Source organism: Gemmatimonadaceae bacterium (assembly GCA_036273715.1).
Lineage (GTDB): Bacteria > Gemmatimonadota > Gemmatimonadetes > Gemmatimonadales > Gemmatimonadaceae > JADGGM01.
Genome location: DASUHB010000072.1, coordinates 70,726 through 86,407 on the forward strand (window position 1 = coordinate 70,726; position 15,682 = coordinate 86,407).

General features: G+C 64.5%; 17 protein-coding genes. 5 read left to right on the top strand and 12 right to left on the bottom strand.

The genetic code is table 11. The annotated features are described in order from the left end of the window. Positions 1-7: 7 nt before the first annotated feature. From VFW04_17305 to VFW04_17350, 10 genes are all read right to left on the bottom strand, one after another. Complete coding sequence (locus VFW04_17305) at positions 8-442, bottom strand: hypothetical protein (GenBank protein ID HEX5181093.1); 435 nt, start codon at positions 440-442, stop codon at positions 8-10. Positions 443-507: 65 nt separating this feature from the next. Continuing rightward, the gene (locus VFW04_17310) at positions 508-1,314 is read right to left on the bottom strand and encodes a hypothetical protein (protein ID HEX5181094.1); all 807 of its coding nucleotides are present in this window, start codon (positions 1,312-1,314) and stop codon (positions 508-510) included. A 95-nt stretch (positions 1,315-1,409) separates the two neighbouring features. Further along, positions 1,410-1,676 (bottom strand): PqqD family protein, encoded by a 267-nt coding sequence (locus tag VFW04_17315; GenBank protein ID HEX5181095.1) that lies wholly within the window; start codon positions 1,674-1,676, stop codon positions 1,410-1,412. Then, positions 1,676-2,503: a hypothetical protein gene (locus VFW04_17320; GenBank protein ID HEX5181096.1), complete on the bottom strand. Its 828-nt coding sequence runs from the start codon at positions 2,501-2,503 to the stop codon at positions 1,676-1,678. The genes VFW04_17315 and VFW04_17320 overlap by 1 nt, the downstream gene beginning before the upstream one ends. A 20-nt stretch (positions 2,504-2,523) precedes the next feature. Next, a complete protein-coding gene (locus tag VFW04_17325; protein HEX5181097.1) occupies positions 2,524-2,781 on the bottom strand; it encodes a hypothetical protein in 258 nt (85 codons plus the stop codon). 121 nt (positions 2,782-2,902) lie between these two features. Then, positions 2,903-4,192, bottom strand: a complete 1,290-nt coding sequence (locus VFW04_17330) for a hypothetical protein (protein HEX5181098.1) — start codon at positions 4,190-4,192, stop codon at positions 2,903-2,905. 273 nt (positions 4,193-4,465) lie between these two features. Continuing rightward, positions 4,466-5,635 (bottom strand): hypothetical protein, encoded by a 1,170-nt coding sequence (locus VFW04_17335; GenBank protein HEX5181099.1) that lies wholly within the window; start codon positions 5,633-5,635, stop codon positions 4,466-4,468. A gap of 315 nt (positions 5,636-5,950) precedes the next feature. Continuing rightward, positions 5,951-8,422 carry a zinc-dependent metalloprotease gene (locus VFW04_17340; protein ID HEX5181100.1) on the bottom strand — a complete coding sequence of 824 codons (2,472 nt, stop codon included), beginning with the start codon at positions 8,420-8,422 and terminating at the stop codon, positions 5,951-5,953. Between the two features lie 138 nt (positions 8,423-8,560). After that, entirely contained in the window at positions 8,561-9,097 is a 537-nt protein-coding gene (locus VFW04_17345) for a plastocyanin/azurin family copper-binding protein (GenBank protein ID HEX5181101.1), read from the bottom strand. A 219-nt stretch (positions 9,098-9,316) separates the two neighbouring features. Beyond that, a complete protein-coding gene (locus tag VFW04_17350; GenBank protein HEX5181102.1) occupies positions 9,317-9,832 on the bottom strand; it encodes a plastocyanin/azurin family copper-binding protein in 516 nt (171 codons plus the stop codon). Here VFW04_17350 and VFW04_17355 point away from each other — a divergent pair. After that, positions 9,770-9,985 carry a hypothetical protein gene (locus VFW04_17355; protein ID HEX5181103.1) on the top strand — a complete coding sequence of 72 codons (216 nt, stop codon included), beginning with the start codon at positions 9,770-9,772 and terminating at the stop codon, positions 9,983-9,985. The genes VFW04_17350 and VFW04_17355 overlap by 63 nt on opposite strands. Positions 9,986-10,076: 91 nt before the next feature. Here VFW04_17355 and VFW04_17360 read toward each other — a convergent pair whose 3' ends face one another. Next, the gene (locus VFW04_17360) at positions 10,077-11,642 is read right to left on the bottom strand and encodes an FAD-dependent oxidoreductase (GenBank protein HEX5181104.1); all 1,566 of its coding nucleotides are present in this window, start codon (positions 11,640-11,642) and stop codon (positions 10,077-10,079) included. Positions 11,643-11,725: 83 nt separating this feature from the next. Continuing rightward, positions 11,726-12,295, bottom strand: coding sequence for a DUF4142 domain-containing protein (locus VFW04_17365; GenBank protein ID HEX5181105.1), 570 nt, complete (start codon positions 12,293-12,295; stop codon positions 11,726-11,728). 168 nt (positions 12,296-12,463) lie between these two features. Here VFW04_17365 and VFW04_17370 point away from each other — a divergent pair, with 168 nt between their 5' ends. The 4 genes from VFW04_17370 (at position 12,464) to murB (ending at position 15,682) form a co-directional block, all read left to right on the top strand. Then, a complete protein-coding gene (locus VFW04_17370; protein ID HEX5181106.1) occupies positions 12,464-13,108 on the top strand; it encodes an ArsR family transcriptional regulator in 645 nt (214 codons plus the stop codon). A gap of 189 nt (positions 13,109-13,297) precedes the next feature. Further along, positions 13,298-14,011, top strand: coding sequence for a HisA/HisF-related TIM barrel protein (locus VFW04_17375; GenBank protein HEX5181107.1), 714 nt, complete (start codon positions 13,298-13,300; stop codon positions 14,009-14,011). A gap of 73 nt (positions 14,012-14,084) precedes the next feature. Next, positions 14,085-14,678: a phosphoribosyl-AMP cyclohydrolase gene (locus VFW04_17380; GenBank protein HEX5181108.1), complete on the top strand. Its 594-nt coding sequence runs from the start codon at positions 14,085-14,087 to the stop codon at positions 14,676-14,678. Between the two features lie 47 nt (positions 14,679-14,725). Then, positions 14,726-15,682 carry a UDP-N-acetylmuramate dehydrogenase gene (murB, locus tag VFW04_17385; GenBank protein ID HEX5181109.1) on the top strand — a complete coding sequence of 319 codons (957 nt, stop codon included), beginning with the start codon at positions 14,726-14,728 and terminating at the stop codon, positions 15,680-15,682.

The following is a 15,682-nucleotide window of genomic DNA, read 5'->3' on the forward strand; positions in this document are numbered from 1 at the left end:
GTTTGCGTTAGGCGCCAGTCGCGAGGCGAGCCAGGAAGAGACGGTCGAGCACGAACAGCACGCCCCCGTGAGCAACGAGCGCCATGCCGATACCGGTGAGATCCAGCCGCTTCACCAGCGCGACCCCCACCCAGATCACCACGGCCGCCACAGCCACGAGCCATGCGTCGCCGATCGTCGCCAGCCGGACCTGCGCCGTGAGGCGCAGCGCGCTCGCGAAGTCGCGCTCCGCAAGGCCGCGCAGCCGCACCAACGCAAACCCACACTCCGCCACTCCCCACACCGCCATCGTGCCGGCGAACCAGACCGCAAGCGGGGCGCGCGCCCGTTGCACGCGCAGCGCCACGATCACTCCCGCACCGAGCAGGAAACTCGATGCGCCCCAGATGAGGAGCTGCAACACGTGAAGCCGTTCCACGACCAACAGATCCGGCGACCACACGTCAGGTGCGTCGTTCGAAAAGTCGTCGTGCGCGGCTCACCCGTGCAATGTATGCCCCGCGCGCGTCACGGAGCAACGAGAAGCGCGGGCTGTCGCTCGTTGGCGGTACGGCTGAGCACCACCGTCGTTTTCGTGGACGACATCGTGAAGGAGACGATCGCGCCCGACGTATCGGATGGGTTGGTAACGCCAAGGCACAACTTCGCATTGCACGTCGGCTCGCCGATGCCGAGCGAGTCGCTGGCCAGCTGCGTCGTCGCACCGGAACTGATGTCGACGCGCTGAATCGTGGGCACGCCGCTTCCGGACTGGTAGATGATCGACTTGCCATCCGCTGACCAGACGGGAGAAAACGCGCCGCCCGCCTCGTGGCTCACTTGCGCTGCAGCACCACCCGCCGCGGGAACCACGAATACCTGCGGTGTACCGGTTCGGGTCGAGGTGAACGCCAATTGAGATCCGTCGGGACTCCAGACCGGAGATTGCTCGGGCACACTTGCGTCAGTGCCGGTGGCGAGCGCGGTCGCTGTCGAGAATCCGGTGTCCGACAACGCCGGCGCCGGTACGATCCAGATACGTGGCAGCCCGCTGCGATCGCTCGTGAACGCAATGAGATCGCCCGCAGGCCTCAGCGCCGGCTCGAAATCGTTTGCCGCGCTGTTCGTCACCCGATGCTGCGTTGCGCCGAGGGTATCGGAGATGTAGACCTCTCGATTTCCGTCGCGATCGGAGGTGAAGACGAGCATGCCCGCGGCACTCCGAGGATCCGTGTCGTTGCCGCCGTCGTTGGTGATCTGAATCGAGCTGTCGCTGCGAAACAGAAAGAGTTGCGACGGCCCTGTCGCATCTGACACGTACACGAAAGTCGGCACACTGTGAATGCCGGGGGCTGTCGACGTGCTCGAGCAGGCAGTGAGCATCGCGATGCATGCAATCGCTACACAGCTGGCTGGACGCACCGCGCACCTCATGCAGATGTCGCTTCAACGAGTCGCTCGGCAACCAGGTCGTCGAGCAACTGATGCACCGCTCGCGTGGCTTCTGGCACCTCGACATCGTATTCCCGTACCAATGCTTGGACGATTTCCTCCTCGGTCGGTTGCAGTTGCAGTAGCGACCAGATTCGCGACCCCGTCTCGTTGAGCGAGAAATAGCGCTTCGTATAAAGATTCAGCAGTACTGCGCCGTCGCTCAGGGAAGCAGAGAGCGCGTCCGACACGATGCGATATCGCATCACCGGGCCGCCGCCATGATGGTGCTGTGCACGCACGCCAGTTGGGCAGGCGTATGGCGCAGGGTAAAGCAGGGTACCGCCTCCACCAACTCGCGCAGCGTCTCGAGGTGGGCCGCGGCATGATGATCGGTCAGCATCAGAAACGTCGCCTGGCGCACGAGCATCGTGAGCGCGCGCGTCGACGAAAGCGGGGACATCGAGTCGTGCGGGCTCCGCTCCACGGCGATGAGGCCCGCAATTGCCGCGCGCTTAACAAAAGTGGCGTCCACGTCCACGCGATGCCGTGCGTCTTGCCAATCGACGAGATGGTCGTGTCGTCGCAGCTCCGGAAACCATTCTGCCAGCTCGATGCTCACACGCAGTGGATCGCGCCAGCCGTGCGCGATCATTCCGCTCGCCGTGTGCTCGAGGACGACACCATCTTCGCCTAACACGCGCCATCCACCGCGGGCGAGCGCGTACGCGAGCGTCGACTTCCCGGAGCCCGTTTCTCCCATCAGCAGCCACGCGGCACCATCGGGCGCAACGACGCCCGCGGCGTGCAGATGATACCGAGCATGCTGCCGCAGCTTGAGCATTGCTCCGACACGGGCCAACCGCTGTCTGGTTAGGCGAGGCGCGGCGGCGTAGCCCGGACCGCGCATCAGCCGGCCGCCGGCAAGCCGGAGCTCCGCGCGATACTCGGCATCGACCAGGCGGGACGCAGCGCCGGCGGTTGTGCCCTCGACGAGGCCGCAACGCCAGTGCGTCTCCCGGCCATCACCGGATGCACGAACGGGGGCGCCCACCTGTGGTGCGCCCCCGCCCGCAAATTCCATCGCCGCCATTGGAGCTCAGTGCGTAGCGATCAGTGTCGCGGCGGACCGGAGGCGCCGCCCTGCGCCGTCACTGGCTGACCGGCGCTGGTACCTGAGGGACCTACGCCGCCGCCGCCGACGCCGCCCGTCGAGCCGCCGATACCCTGCAACAGCAGCATCACATCCGACACGCCCAACACGCTCTGCGTTAGCACACTCATGGATGCGTGCGCCGTCAGTTGCGGCGCTGCCCACGGCCGTCTGCTACTCGGCGTCGACTCCAGCGATGCGTGTGCAGGCAGTGTCATGGTCTCTCGCAAACCGAAGAATTGACCGTGTCCAAATCAGTGGGTCTCGACACTCCACCGGGCGCTTGTACTCAAGTATCGCCCGGTGGCTTCCGAAATCAACGCCCCGATCACAGCAGCATTACGGCTGAGATACGCCGATTCCGTATGTGATGACGCTCCAAGCCGAGTTGTGGTTGCCTGAAATGCTGCCGTCGCCGAAGAACTCGGCAGGTCCCGTGGTGAACGACGCCACCGAGTCCTGCGCCACCGAAGGCAATTGACTGTACGTCAGGCGAAGGCGCCGCGTACCGTCGATTTCGAGAGTTACGCTATCGGTTCCGAACTTGCGCAAACGATAGGTGTGGCTGGCGGTCGCATCGTTCGACAAGCTGTCCACGAAATTCGCTTGCGGCAGTCCGTGACCGAAAAACCCCGGCGCCAAGAAGGCGTACTTCACAAAACCGATCCGGGCATTGGTCATTCCGATGGCCGCCATCCTGGTACCATCAAGGAATCCAAACACCGTTTCCGGCTTGGTCTGCCCACTACTCACCTTCACGTGCGCCTCGAAATACGCCGGCGTTGCGGCCGCGAGCGAGTCGCGGCGGAACAAGTAGTAGTCCTTGGCATTCTGCGGCTCGAGCGAATCAACTCCCTGCGATTTGGACCACGCCTCCGTGGCGGCGCCGAACGCCGACATGTTGCCCGTCCGCCAGATCGGTTTCGCATGCTGATCCGGCGCCGAGTCAGTCGGAGCATTGTAGAACACGCTCCAATTCTGCTGCGCAGGAGCCGGCCAGTCCGCACCGACAATCAACACGAACGTCATGGCCGTTACTTGCGTCGGCGACGTCCACGTGAACGGGCGACGAACGCTGACGGTGTCGGCGCCCGGCACTGCCTGCTTCACAGCCAGCCGCTCGCGCCAATAGAGATATCGCTGGTTAGGCGCGGTAAACGTGCCCGTGCCGTCGTAGCCGACGGTCGAAACTGCGCAGCTGCCCGGGCAATGGCTCGACGTCTTGCTAACGGTGGGACCACTGATCAGCGCCAGGAAGATGCCGGTCGTGTCGCTCGGCGTCGATCCGCCTTGATTGCTGCCGATCGGAAACGCCAGCAGATTACGCAGACCGAAGTTCATGGTCCAGGTCTTGGTGCTGCCCTTGATAACCGACGTCGCAGCTTTCGCATAAACGTGCACGTTCACGTCTTGCGAGCCGTAAATCGAGCCGTCGATTCCGGGCGCCAAATCGCTCGACGCTCCCTGCAGCGGCACCGTGGTGACGTTCCCGGCGTCGTCCACCGTAACCTGCACCATGCCAAGGCTCTGCGAGGGCAGCATCGGCGGAGTCTGCGGTTGCATCACGCCCGTGCCCGTAACTCCAGCCGACCGATCACTACAACCAACAACAGCCGCCAGCGCAGCCATCACGCCCGCAGCGCGAATTGCCGAAGAATGGAAACCAAGGCGCCGAGACATCGTCTTCCCCCGAGCGCCATCAGCGGCGCTCTTTTCATTGGAAGCCTCTGCGCAGAGCACTCTGTCGCAGAAGCAAAGGTTTGACTCCGTTGACGAAGCGTGCTCGGAACGCCAGCCAGCTTCGCCCTGCTTGTAACATTAGACGAGTCTAACCTAGCGTGAGTCACAGGCCGCTAACCAAGCGCCGGCGCCGCTACAGTATTCGCCCAACCAGTGAATTTTTCAAGAGTTGCGATCGTCCGGCCGCGCGGCTGCTGGGATCGGTTCGCCGCGATTCCACATTAAGATCCCTCGGCTATGCGCCCCGCGGTCCCGAATCAATCCCGTTAGTCGGCCGAGTGAGCTCACCGGTGTGCGTGCGACGCGCACCACCACTACCGGCGTGGCCACCGTCGCCGCCAAACCCAGCTCGCCCGCTCGCGACATCGGTGCGCTCAGCAGCACGCAGTCGTAGCGGCGTCCAACGTGCTCCAATAGTTCAGACACATCTGCAATCATCGAGTCCAGCGCTTCGTGAACACCGAACGCACCGCTTGGCAGCACATCGAGCGTTCGATCGCGACCGACAGTCACGCTTCGCACTACCGCGGCCCAATCATGTCGGCCGGCAAGGACGTCGACCAGGCCCGGCGTACCGGGCAGACGCGTTACCGATGACAGGGATTGCCGCTCGACGTCGGTGTCGATAAGCAACACATCGCGCACCTGTCGAGCTGCAACCGCGCCAAGGTTCGCGGCGACGACGGCAGTCGTGACCGCGTGCTCTCCCACGATCGACAGCAGCGGCAAGTTGTCCGACTGGTCGGCGAGTTGCGCGTACAGCAGCCGATAGGCATCCGACGTGAGGTCGACTAACGGAGGTGTCTCCAGGTCCGCGCGCCGACGACGAGCTGGCGCCGCCGGCGCTTCGCCGATCGACGCCAACACCGGCACGCCGGCGATCGACTCGGCTTCGTCACCGTCGGCAACGCGCGGCTCGCGCAGCTCGAGCGCCAGCGCAAACGCGAATCCGATGACGCCGCCGAGTGCCGCCGCTCCTGCAAGCATGGCCGGAACGGATGCACCGAAGGCGTCGACGGATTTCGCCCGCGCATCGGCCGAATCCATGTCGCGATCCACGTCGCGCGCCTGCGCCAGCCATCGGCGCGCCGACGTGAACGCGGCAACCGCCGAGTCATGTGTCCGGGCGAGAGCTGCTGTATCGAGTACAGACGTCGAAGATGTCGAGGTGCCGCGCGCCGTGTCAGTGACGCTCTCCGGACGTGCGTTCAAGAGCCGGGTAGCGGCGAGCGTCGAATCCGATCGATGTGCGACGGACCCAGCCATCGCGATGTGCTTCAGGATTTCAATCGTGTCCGGACGCGGACGCACGAGCGGAAGGCTCGCTCGCATGGCGCTTCGCTCCTGTAACGGTGCGATAACCGCCGCCAGCAGCACGACAACGAACACAATCAGTCCGACGGCGCTCACGAGGAGCGGCCGTCGATAGACGTTCCGTGCGCGACGCCGAATCCAGCCTGGTGCGTGCGGAGTTGACCTGAGCAACGCCGGTGCAACGAGAGGCTGCGTGTGCTCTGCTTCGGCACTCGTCGCCTCCGTCACCAGATTTTCTCTCGTCTCCTCCACGCTGCCTGACTCGGACATTGCTCCCACGTAGGCCGTCGACTCTTTCAAGGACGCCCACGTGGCGCCCGTCGTCAGCAGTCGCTACGGCTCGCCGAACGGGTCACCAGGGGGCGCAACGAGAGCCTTGGTTGGGGTGGGCAGCTCGCGGCGGTCGATCCAGCGACGGTAGTCTGCGGCGATCGAGGCCCAGTGCGCACGCTCGGCAAACGAATCGGCGGCGCGCTCGCGACGTTCGGCCGTTGCGCGAAGATTCGTGATCTCGAGCTCGGCGATTGCCCTCACTTCTTGCGCGGCATCGTGATCGGATGCCAGCAGGAGCAGCTGATCCGCGACCGCACGCTGCGCTACGCGCTGCAGCGCCGCGAGCTTCGGCGTCGGCGGCTTCCTCGCGCCCCACGTGGCTCCTGTTAGGGAGTCAATGACTTCCTCGAGAGTGAGCGGGCTCGACTCCGACGTCGCGAATCGAACTACACGGGCCGCGCGCTCGGGTTCGAGAATAATGCTCACGATCATTTGCGCCAGGGTTCGCGCGGCACCGAACTCGTCGAACGCGGGGCGCGTGCGACTGCCGAACAGTTCCTGAGACTCTTCGTACGAGAACGGCCGCGGTCCCAACAAGGTCAAGACCGTATCGGGGATCGCCAGCTCGGCCGGCGCGAGCGCGCCTAACAATTGATGCAAGGCCGCTCGCTGCTGCGTTGCGGGAATCGGTTGCGTCTCCGCCTGTCCGTCGCCACTCACCGCGTTGGCGTACTCCATGCCGCCGATCGTCTTGCCTAACGAGTTGAGCGCAAAGCGATGCAGGAAGTACACGGGCGCGAACCGTTCTTGCAGCAGCGCGACCGGTTCATCGGGTCGGATGTTGCGCAACCCGAACCCGGCAATTGCGGCGCGTCGAACCGCCATCTGATCGTGGAGAAAATTCGATGCAGAGGCCTGGTCGTCCCACAAGTTGGTGCGCGGATCGGAGGCGAAGTCCGGACGTGCATCGGCATCCGAAAGGAACAAGTAGCCTTTGCGCAGTCCGTCGGTGACGATTGCGCGAAGCGAGTCCGCTTCGCTGGCGCGCGGGAAAATGCCGTAGCCCCAATGGATCGCCCACACATCGTACGCGCCCGGACCAGCGGCATAGGCCTGGCTGATATCGATGCGTCCATCGGGCGCCATGTGGACGCGCGGCGGCGGATAATCCATGACGGATCCCCGCTCGTACGTCGATGCGATGTAGTTGTGCGCCAGGCCTAACGTGTGCCCGACCTCGTGCGCCGCCTTCTGTCGCACGCGGGCCAATACGAACGCCGTGTCGGCCGCAGATGACGCGGCGCCCATGAGGCCCGCGTACAGATTGTAGTCAGTGCGCTCGCGGTGCGAATCGAGCCGCGCCATCCCCTTGATGATTTCTCCCGTGCGCGGATCGCCGAGCGAACCGCCAATGGACCATCCGCGCTCGTTGCGATTTTCCCACTGCACCACGTTGTAGCGTGCATCCATGGGATCGACGCCTTCTGGTAGATCCTCGACGCGGAAGGCGCCCTTGAGACCCGCCGCGTCGAATGCCGTCGCCCACCAGCTCACGCCTTGTTTCACCGCGGTGCGGATTGGCTCGGGGATGCCGCGGTCGACGTAGTACACGATCGGATTCTTGATCGGGCTGTTCGGGTCCGATGGAGTGACGCGCTCCAAGCGGTGTCGCGCGATCCACCGCTGCTCGAGAGAACCCTGAACGGGCTGGCCGTAGTCCTTGAACGTGACGCCGAAATATCCGACGCGAGGATCGAGCGTCCGCGGCTCGTAGGCGCTGTCCGGAAGCGGGAGCAGCGACAGGTGCTGGCGCAACGTGATTGCCGAGGGATCCGGCACGATCGCGGAGACGATGTCGCCCGCCTTTCCGTTAGTCAGCGCGAACGTCAGCGAGGCGTCGATTTCCGTGTTTGCCGGAAACGCTTTCGTGTACGGCACGAAGATGGTCGATCGATCGCGGGCCAGCGCATACGAGCCTTGCTTGTTCGCATCGAGCGTTTCCGCAACGTGCGCCCAATCGCGGAACACCAGCGGGGTCGCATCCACGATCAGGACGCCCGAATGCTCGTCGACGATTGGCAGCGCGGCGACGGTGCTCGGCGGAAACGACTCGTGTACGCTGCGCACGTTGTCCTGGTTAGGCGATGAACTGCGATAGTTCCAGTTCTCGAGCACCAGCAGCACGTGGTTCCCGGCCCGATCGAATCGTGCGACGAAGGCAGCGACGTCGGCGCCCCGGTCGAGTCCGATCGGATTCGAGCCCAATCCCGTCGCGAGCGACACGAAAAGGAGCGCGCGCGTCGAGTCGCGAGGAATCTCGAGCAGTACGCGCTCGCCCTTCGCATCGAGGTCCAGCGGGAGAAACCCGTCCCAGTGCTGCGTGCCAGCCGTCGCGCTCGGGTGCGCCGGGCGGAGGCTGTCGTTAGGCGACGTCACCTGCGCTGCAGGCTGGACCGCGGGGACTCGTGCGTGCTGGCTTGCGCACGCAACAGCAGCCAGGCCCACGGCAAGTCCGGCAAGGGTTCGCTTCATACGCGAGAGACCGAGAATGAGAATGGGGCGGAGATGCGCGTGAAACGGCAGGTAGTCGAGGGGACAAATTAATGCGGGGGCGAGAGTGACCGGCACCCTCGCCCCCGCATTGCAGTGACGTCTCGGCTGGACGTCGACTTACTGCACCGTGACCGATCCCTTCATGCCCAGTGCGAGGTGTGGCATGCAATGGAACGGATAGGTTCCCTTCGGCACTTTGGCGAACGAAATCACCTCGGTGTCGCCGGGATTCATGAGGAAGTTGCTCTGCAGGGGCGCCATTTGATTCGGCATGTTCGCGATCAGCTGCGCCGTCGCTCCGCTTGGGATCGTGGTCGAGTCAAACGCAACGTCGTGCGGGCCGCCGGACACCATCGTGAACTTGATGCCGTCGCCTTCCTTGATCGTGAGGGTCGCCGGCTCATACCGATAGCCCTTGTCGTCACCTATCATCTTCACGTCCCACGTCTTACCGGTGATCGGGGCAGCCGCCGCCGATGTTGCCGACGCGCCGCCTGCAGCCGGGGTCGCGGCCGGTGCCGCGGCGCTCTCACTCGCCGGCGCCGCACTCGCTGCCGTGCTATCCGAGGTCGATGCCGCGTTCTTCGAGCCGCCGCCACACGCGCCAAGGACGAATGCGCCAGTGATCAGCGCTACTTGTCCGATGAACCGCATTACTTGAGGCCTCCAGTGCCGAGCTATTGCAAGAGTTGCTGGGATTGCTTCGGTCCTCTGACGCGAAGCATTGTGAACTTATTCACATGAGGTACGAAAGGCAAACCGCACACGCTCGACTAGTGCACGCGCGACCTGCGTAAAGGAGTCATCACCACAACAAAACACGGGAGCGCCGCGATACGGCGCTCCCGTTCGTAACGCATCGCGACGTACGACTTACTTGACGATGACGACGCCGGTCATCCCCTGGTGGATTGAGCAGTGGTAATTGAACGTCCCGGCTGTCGAGAATGTCCGGCTGATCGACTGACTGGCAACCGGGCTCCCTGCAGTGCCGATGTCAGGCGGCGTTCCGGCAGGCAAAGGCGTGTTGAACGTGACCGTGTGCGCCAACGACTGGAACACCCAGGTCACCGACCCGCCAGCCTTGATGGTGACCGACGAAGGATTGAACTGCTGACTCGTCGTCGCTGTGACACTCGCTGTCGTCGGGATGTCAGCGACAGTTACGCTGCCCGAACCATTCTTTGTGACTCCGCCCGAGCTGATCGAAGCGGAGATTGACACTGGGCCACCAAGCGCAACCGAGGTTACAAGACCACCGCCGTTCACCGTCGCGATGGTCGTATCGCTCGAGGACCAGGTCGCGGCCGGCAGACCGCCCATCTGATGACCGTCCTGATCGAGCGGAACGGCAGTCAACTGCGTCGTCGTACCAGGCGCGCCGAAGATCGTTTGCGTATCGGGCTGGACCTGGACACTCGTGAACGTCTGTTGCGGTCCAACACCTCCGCCTCCACCGCCACCTCCACAGCCGGCAGCAACAACCGTGGCGAGAACGATGACTATCGAAGCGCGCATAAAATCCCCCGGGCCTGCGAGTGAAAAGAAGAAACGGGAAAGCGGTCGTACCGTTCAACCTTGAACAAACTTGAAAGCCGACATCTCGTCAGCTTGGAGTCTCTTTGTTCCTCGCCTACCTCTTCTCTAGCAGCGACTGAAGCGCCTTACCGTCCCCCCGCGCCATCGCGACCTCGGCTCCGAGGCTCACATCGTCTCGGAAAATGCTGGCAACGGCCAAGGTCTTCCCCTTGCTGTGATAGGCGACGGCGCAATCGCGCTTCTCAATGGAGCCGTGCACGTCGATGCGCTCCCAACCCGATGCGTGGCCCACGTAGGCAATCGTGACGTCGTAGTGGGCGCTCCAGAAAAACGGCGGGCTCCGAAAAGGTTCCCCGGCGCCCAAGAGGTTGCGAGCGGCGGCCTGACCCTGACGCTCCGCGACCACCCAGTGCTCGACACGGATGTGCTCGCCCGTCCACGCGTCGGGCCAGCGCGCGATGTCGCCGGCTGCGAACACCCCGGTTGCGCTCGTCTCGAGGCGCTCGTTGACCGCCACCCCGCGATCCATGCTCAAGCCGGCCGATTCCGCGAGCCCAACGTTAGGCCGAACGCCGATGCCGGCGACGATGAGGTCGCCGCCAAGCGTGGTGCCGTCGTCCAAGACGATGCCGTCCGCGGTGACGGAGGTGGCCGTGTGCTGTAGATGAAAAACGACGCCGTGCTCCTCGTGCAGCGCCTTGACGAATTTGCCTAACTCGGCACCGAGGACCTTTTCGAACGGCACGGCCTCCGGCGCGACGACGTGCACCTCGAGTCCACGCGCACGCAACGACGCCGCGACCTCGAGGCCTATGAAGCTCGCGCCAATCACGATCGCTCGCTTGGCAGACGCTGACGACGCAACGATGCGGCGGCTGTCGGCGAGCGAACGCAGGTAGTGCAGGCGTGGAGACTCGGCGCCAGGTACGCGGAGCGCAATCGGACTCGCACCCATCGCAAGCAGCACTCGATCGAAGCGATGCTCGGCCCCGCCATCGAGCGTTGCGCGCTTGTCCTTCGCATCGAACGAGGCGACGCGTCCGCGCACGACATCGATACCATGCGCCTCGTCGAATCCCGGCGGACGCAGTGGAATCCATTCTTCGGGGGCGTTGCCTGCCAGGTAATCCTTGGAGAGGTTCGGCCGGTCGTACGGCGAATCGCGATCGACGTCGATCACCGTAATGCCGCCGTCATAACCTTCGCGCCTCAACATCTCGGCCGCCGCATTGCCCGCGGCGCCGCCGCCGATGATTCCAATGTGTCCCGGCCGGGTTCCGCTGCGCCGCGACGGGTTCGGCGTCGGCGCAAGCGGTTCGCGTTCGACCTTTTCAGTGACGTACGCCTTCTCGCCCCGGACCTCGACCCGCCAACAGGCAACAGGATTGAGCGCCGGCGCTTCCAGCGCCTCACCCGTACGCAGATTGAAGCACGCGTGATGCCACGGACAGTGCACGTGGTCGCCGTCCAGCAGCCCTTCCGCTAACGGTCCGCTGTAGTGCGTGCACACCGCACCCATGGCCAACACGTCATTGCCGCGCCGTACGACCAGCACCGCTTCGCCGTTGGCGTGACCGAGAAGCATCACGCCATCGACGAGCGCGGCGAGGGAAATGCCTAACGTAAGATCGGGTCCCGCCAGCTGCTGCTCGCTGCTCATGAGATGGAGACTCTCGAACGTGTGGTCGCAGAATTACCGGCAACGGGACCGCACTTCAAGTCGCCGAGCCGCGAGCCCTGTCGTTACTGACCCAGCTTCTGCTGCAGATTCTTGGCCGCCGCGAGATGCCCCTCGAACGCCGGGACGACCTTCTGAACGAACGCTTTGAGGTCGGCGTTCTGTATGGCGGGAAGAAGCGTATTGTTGATCGCGTCAATGACCTGCTGATGGTACGCGACCTCATGGGCCAGATACGCCTTGTCGAATTCGGCGCCGTGCTTCGACTCGAGATCCTTGAGCGCCGCCTCGGCGGCTTCCTTCCCTTCATCGGGCTTTGGCGGCGTCGGCGTCACACCCAGCTTCTTCGCGAGATCACGGCCCTGCTGACGAACGGCGGTGTGATCGTGTGCGAATTGCTTGCCCAGATCGCGAACGTCCTTGCTGGCGCCGCGCTTCGCGGCCAAGCCGCTCGTTTCGATGTCCGCCGTGTTCGCTTCGTCGAAGATCGCGACGATCGTGGCGTCGTCGAGCGCCGCTTTGCTTGCCGTCGAAGACACAATCTTACTCGGATTGAGATTCAGCATATGCGTGGCCGGCATGGCGAACGCGGATGCGAGCCCCACTACCGCAGCAATGGATACCATCTTCAGCATGACATTCCTCCTCTTTCGTGCTGGATTGTGGTCCGGAGCCCACTCACCCCGGGATATGTCGTGCGGGGAAGATGATCTGCGTTAAGACAATTTGTCAATCAAATCGTGTAGATATTGTATTTCGTTGTGCAATCTGTTATCCTGTCCGATGCGACAAGGACTGCCCACATGAATAGTGTAACTCGTTGGAACCGAAAGTTTTACGCCAGCACCCGCGGGCGAATTGTCGGGCTCCTGAGACGGGCAGCGCTCACGGTCGATCAGATCGCTCGCGATCTCCATCTCACCGATAACGCCGTCCGCGCTCATCTCGCAGCCCTCGAGCGCGATGGACTCGTCGAGCAGCACGAGCCCAGGCGCGGCTCGGTTGGAAAGCCGGCCAATACCTATCGGGTGACCGAGGAAACCAATCAGCTGCTTTCGCGCGCCTACGTGGTTGTGTTTGCGCGCTTGCTCGACGTGCTGTCGGAGCGGATGAGTGCGGCGGAGCTCGATAGCATCATGCGCACGGTGGGCCAGCGACTGGCAGCCGAGAACGCCCGGCCGTCGGGCTCGCATCGCGACCGTGTCGAACGCGCTGCGACAATCCTCGATGAGCTAGGAGGCGCCACGTCCGTCGAGGAACACGACGGAATGCTCCGGATTCGCGGGCACGGTTGTCCGCTCGGCACCGTCGTACGCAGCCATCCTGAGGTTTGCGGTTCTGTCGAGGCGCTGCTGAGTGAGGCGGTCGGCTCGCCGGTCCGCGAATGTTGCGACCACGGTGAGCGGCCGCAGTGCTGTTTCGAGGTGGCCGCGCAGGAAGCCGGCTGACCGCGTGACTTGCTCGGTGGTAATGCGGCCCGACCACTTCGAGTGGGTCGGGCCGTTTTTTTTGCACCGCACGCACATTCCCGGCCTGCGCACGGTGTCCATGCCACGTAGTTTCCCGGTGTCGTCCCGTGCGCGGTACTGATCGACTAACGATCTGACGCCGCACGACATGGCCCAACGGGAGCCTCGGTGATCGTCATTCCAGCGCTCAATCTCCGCGATGGCGCAAGCGTGCGTTCGGAAAACGGCACGCGCGACGTTGACGCTGCGCATGCCGCAGACGCGATCGCGCTCGCGCGGTCTTGGGCGGGGCTCGGATTCAGCCGCATACACATCACCGATCTCGACGCAGCCTCGGGACGCGGCGACAACGCGCGGCTCATCGCGTCGCTGCTGTCCAACATCGAGGCTCCGGTGCAGGTCGGCGGCGATGTCCGCACGTTGGAGGAGATCGATCGTCTTCTGCAAGCGGGCGCCGACCGTGTCGTGATCGGCGTCCAGGCGATCGAAGACGGCCGCTGGTTGGCGGATGCCGCGGCACAGTTTCCCGGTCGGGTTGCGCCGGGTGTCCTCGTGCGCGACCGACACGTCGTAACGCGCGATCGAACGGTGATGGCGCGCGATTTCTTGAGCGTGATCGAGGATTGGAACGAGTTGCCGCTCGCTGCCGTGATCGTGACTGTTGCGCAGCGCCATCGGCACGTACGCGGGAGCGACTTGTTCCTGATGGAGGATCTGACGGACGTGTCGTTGAATCCGGTAATTGCGGCCGGAGGCATCACGACGCTGTCGGAGCTGCGGGATCTGGAGGAGCGCGGCGTGTCGGCGACGATCGTCGGTTGGGCATTGTCCGCGAGCCGCCTCGATGCGCGCGTGTTAGCCGAAGAGTTTCCGCAGGCCTGACGCGGCGCTCGAGGCTGCCGCGTCTAATCGTTAGGCGAGACACCGACCACGCGCCGTGCGCGCGGAGCGATCCATGTTCGACTTGTCGCAGCTGAATTTTTCGCAGGATGACGGCTTCGTGTCGGTGGTCGCGCAGGATGCAGCGAGCGGCCTCGTGCTCATGGTGGGACGAGCCGACCGCGACTCGATCGCGGAGACGCTGGCCACAGGCGACCTCCACTGCCATATCCGGCTCGATGGCCGGTGGCGGTCGAACGCCGGCGGCCCGGGTCATCGTATCGTTTCGCTGGCCTGCGACTGCGATGGCGACGCGTTGCTGGCGCGCGTCGTTCCGGCCGGCCCTGCATGCCACACGGGAGCGCCTTCCTGCTTCTCCCACCCGGAGGACGACGAGACCGGCGCGCTCGCCGAGCGTGCGGGCACCGGGACCGTTGGCGCGGCGCCGCGCCGCCGGCTGCGAGAGTTAGGCGACGACGCAGTCGATGCCATCGCTGATTCGGCCCGCCGGGACGTGGCCATTGCGAGCGCCGAAGTCGCGGATCTGGTGTATCGCGCGCTCGGTGCACTCTGCGAGGCCGGCGGATCGCTCTCCGACGTGCAGCGTCTGCTCGGCCAGCGGCCGACGCCGGCCGGCCGCCCGATGCGCCCGCAGCCGCACGGACGCTGACGGGCACGACTGGCGATCCGATGCTCACCGTGATTCCTTGATCTTGGATGACCTCCGCTGCCTCGCCGCACACAGACGTCGTCGCCCGCCTAGCGTCGTTCATCGCGCCAGAGCGCATTCGCACCGGCGTCGCGCTGGCGCCGTACACGACGTTCAACATCGGCGGACCGGCCGACCTGTTTGTCGAAGTCCAGAGCGCCGACGAGCTTGCGCGCGCGGTGAGCGCGGCACGCGACACCGGTCTCCCGTGGTTCGTACTCGGCCTCGGCGCCAACATCCTCGTCGGCGACAAGGGATTCCGCGGACTGGTCATCCGGAACATGGCCTCGCACTCGCGGTGGTCGGACGACGGCCGCGTCACCGCCGAGAGCGGAACGGTGATGCGCGACTTGATCATGGACGCCGTGCGCCGCGGCTGGTCGGGACTCGAGCACTACGTCGGGATCCCGAGCACGTTAGGCGGAGCGGTGTGGCAGAATCTGCACTTTCTCTCGCCGGCGCCGGAGCGCGCCCGAACGATGTTCATCGCCGAGGTGTTCGATTCGTGCGACATTCTGGCGGAAGACGGCGCGCGACGTACGGTCGATGCGTCGTACGTCGACTTCGGGTACGACGACACCGTCTTCCACCACCGGCGTGACATCGTGCTCACCGCGACCTTGCGCCTAACGCAAGGCGATCCGGCGGCGATGCGCCGCGTGATGGAAGAAAATCTGAGTTGGCGCGGTGCGCGTCATCCCTGGCTCGACTGGTTTCCGAGCGCGGGGTCGATTTTCAAGAAAATCGAAGGCGTCGGCGCCGGCCGGCTCATCGATCAGTGCGGGCTCAAAGGCTTTCGCCACGGAGACGCGCAGATCTCGACGATCCACGCCAACATCATCGTGAACCTCGGCCGAGCGACCGCGGCGGACGTTCGCGCCGTCATCTCCACTGCCCAACGCCGCGTGCAGGAACAGCACGGGTACCGCCTCGAGCCGGAAATCGGATTCATCGGCGAGTTCTGA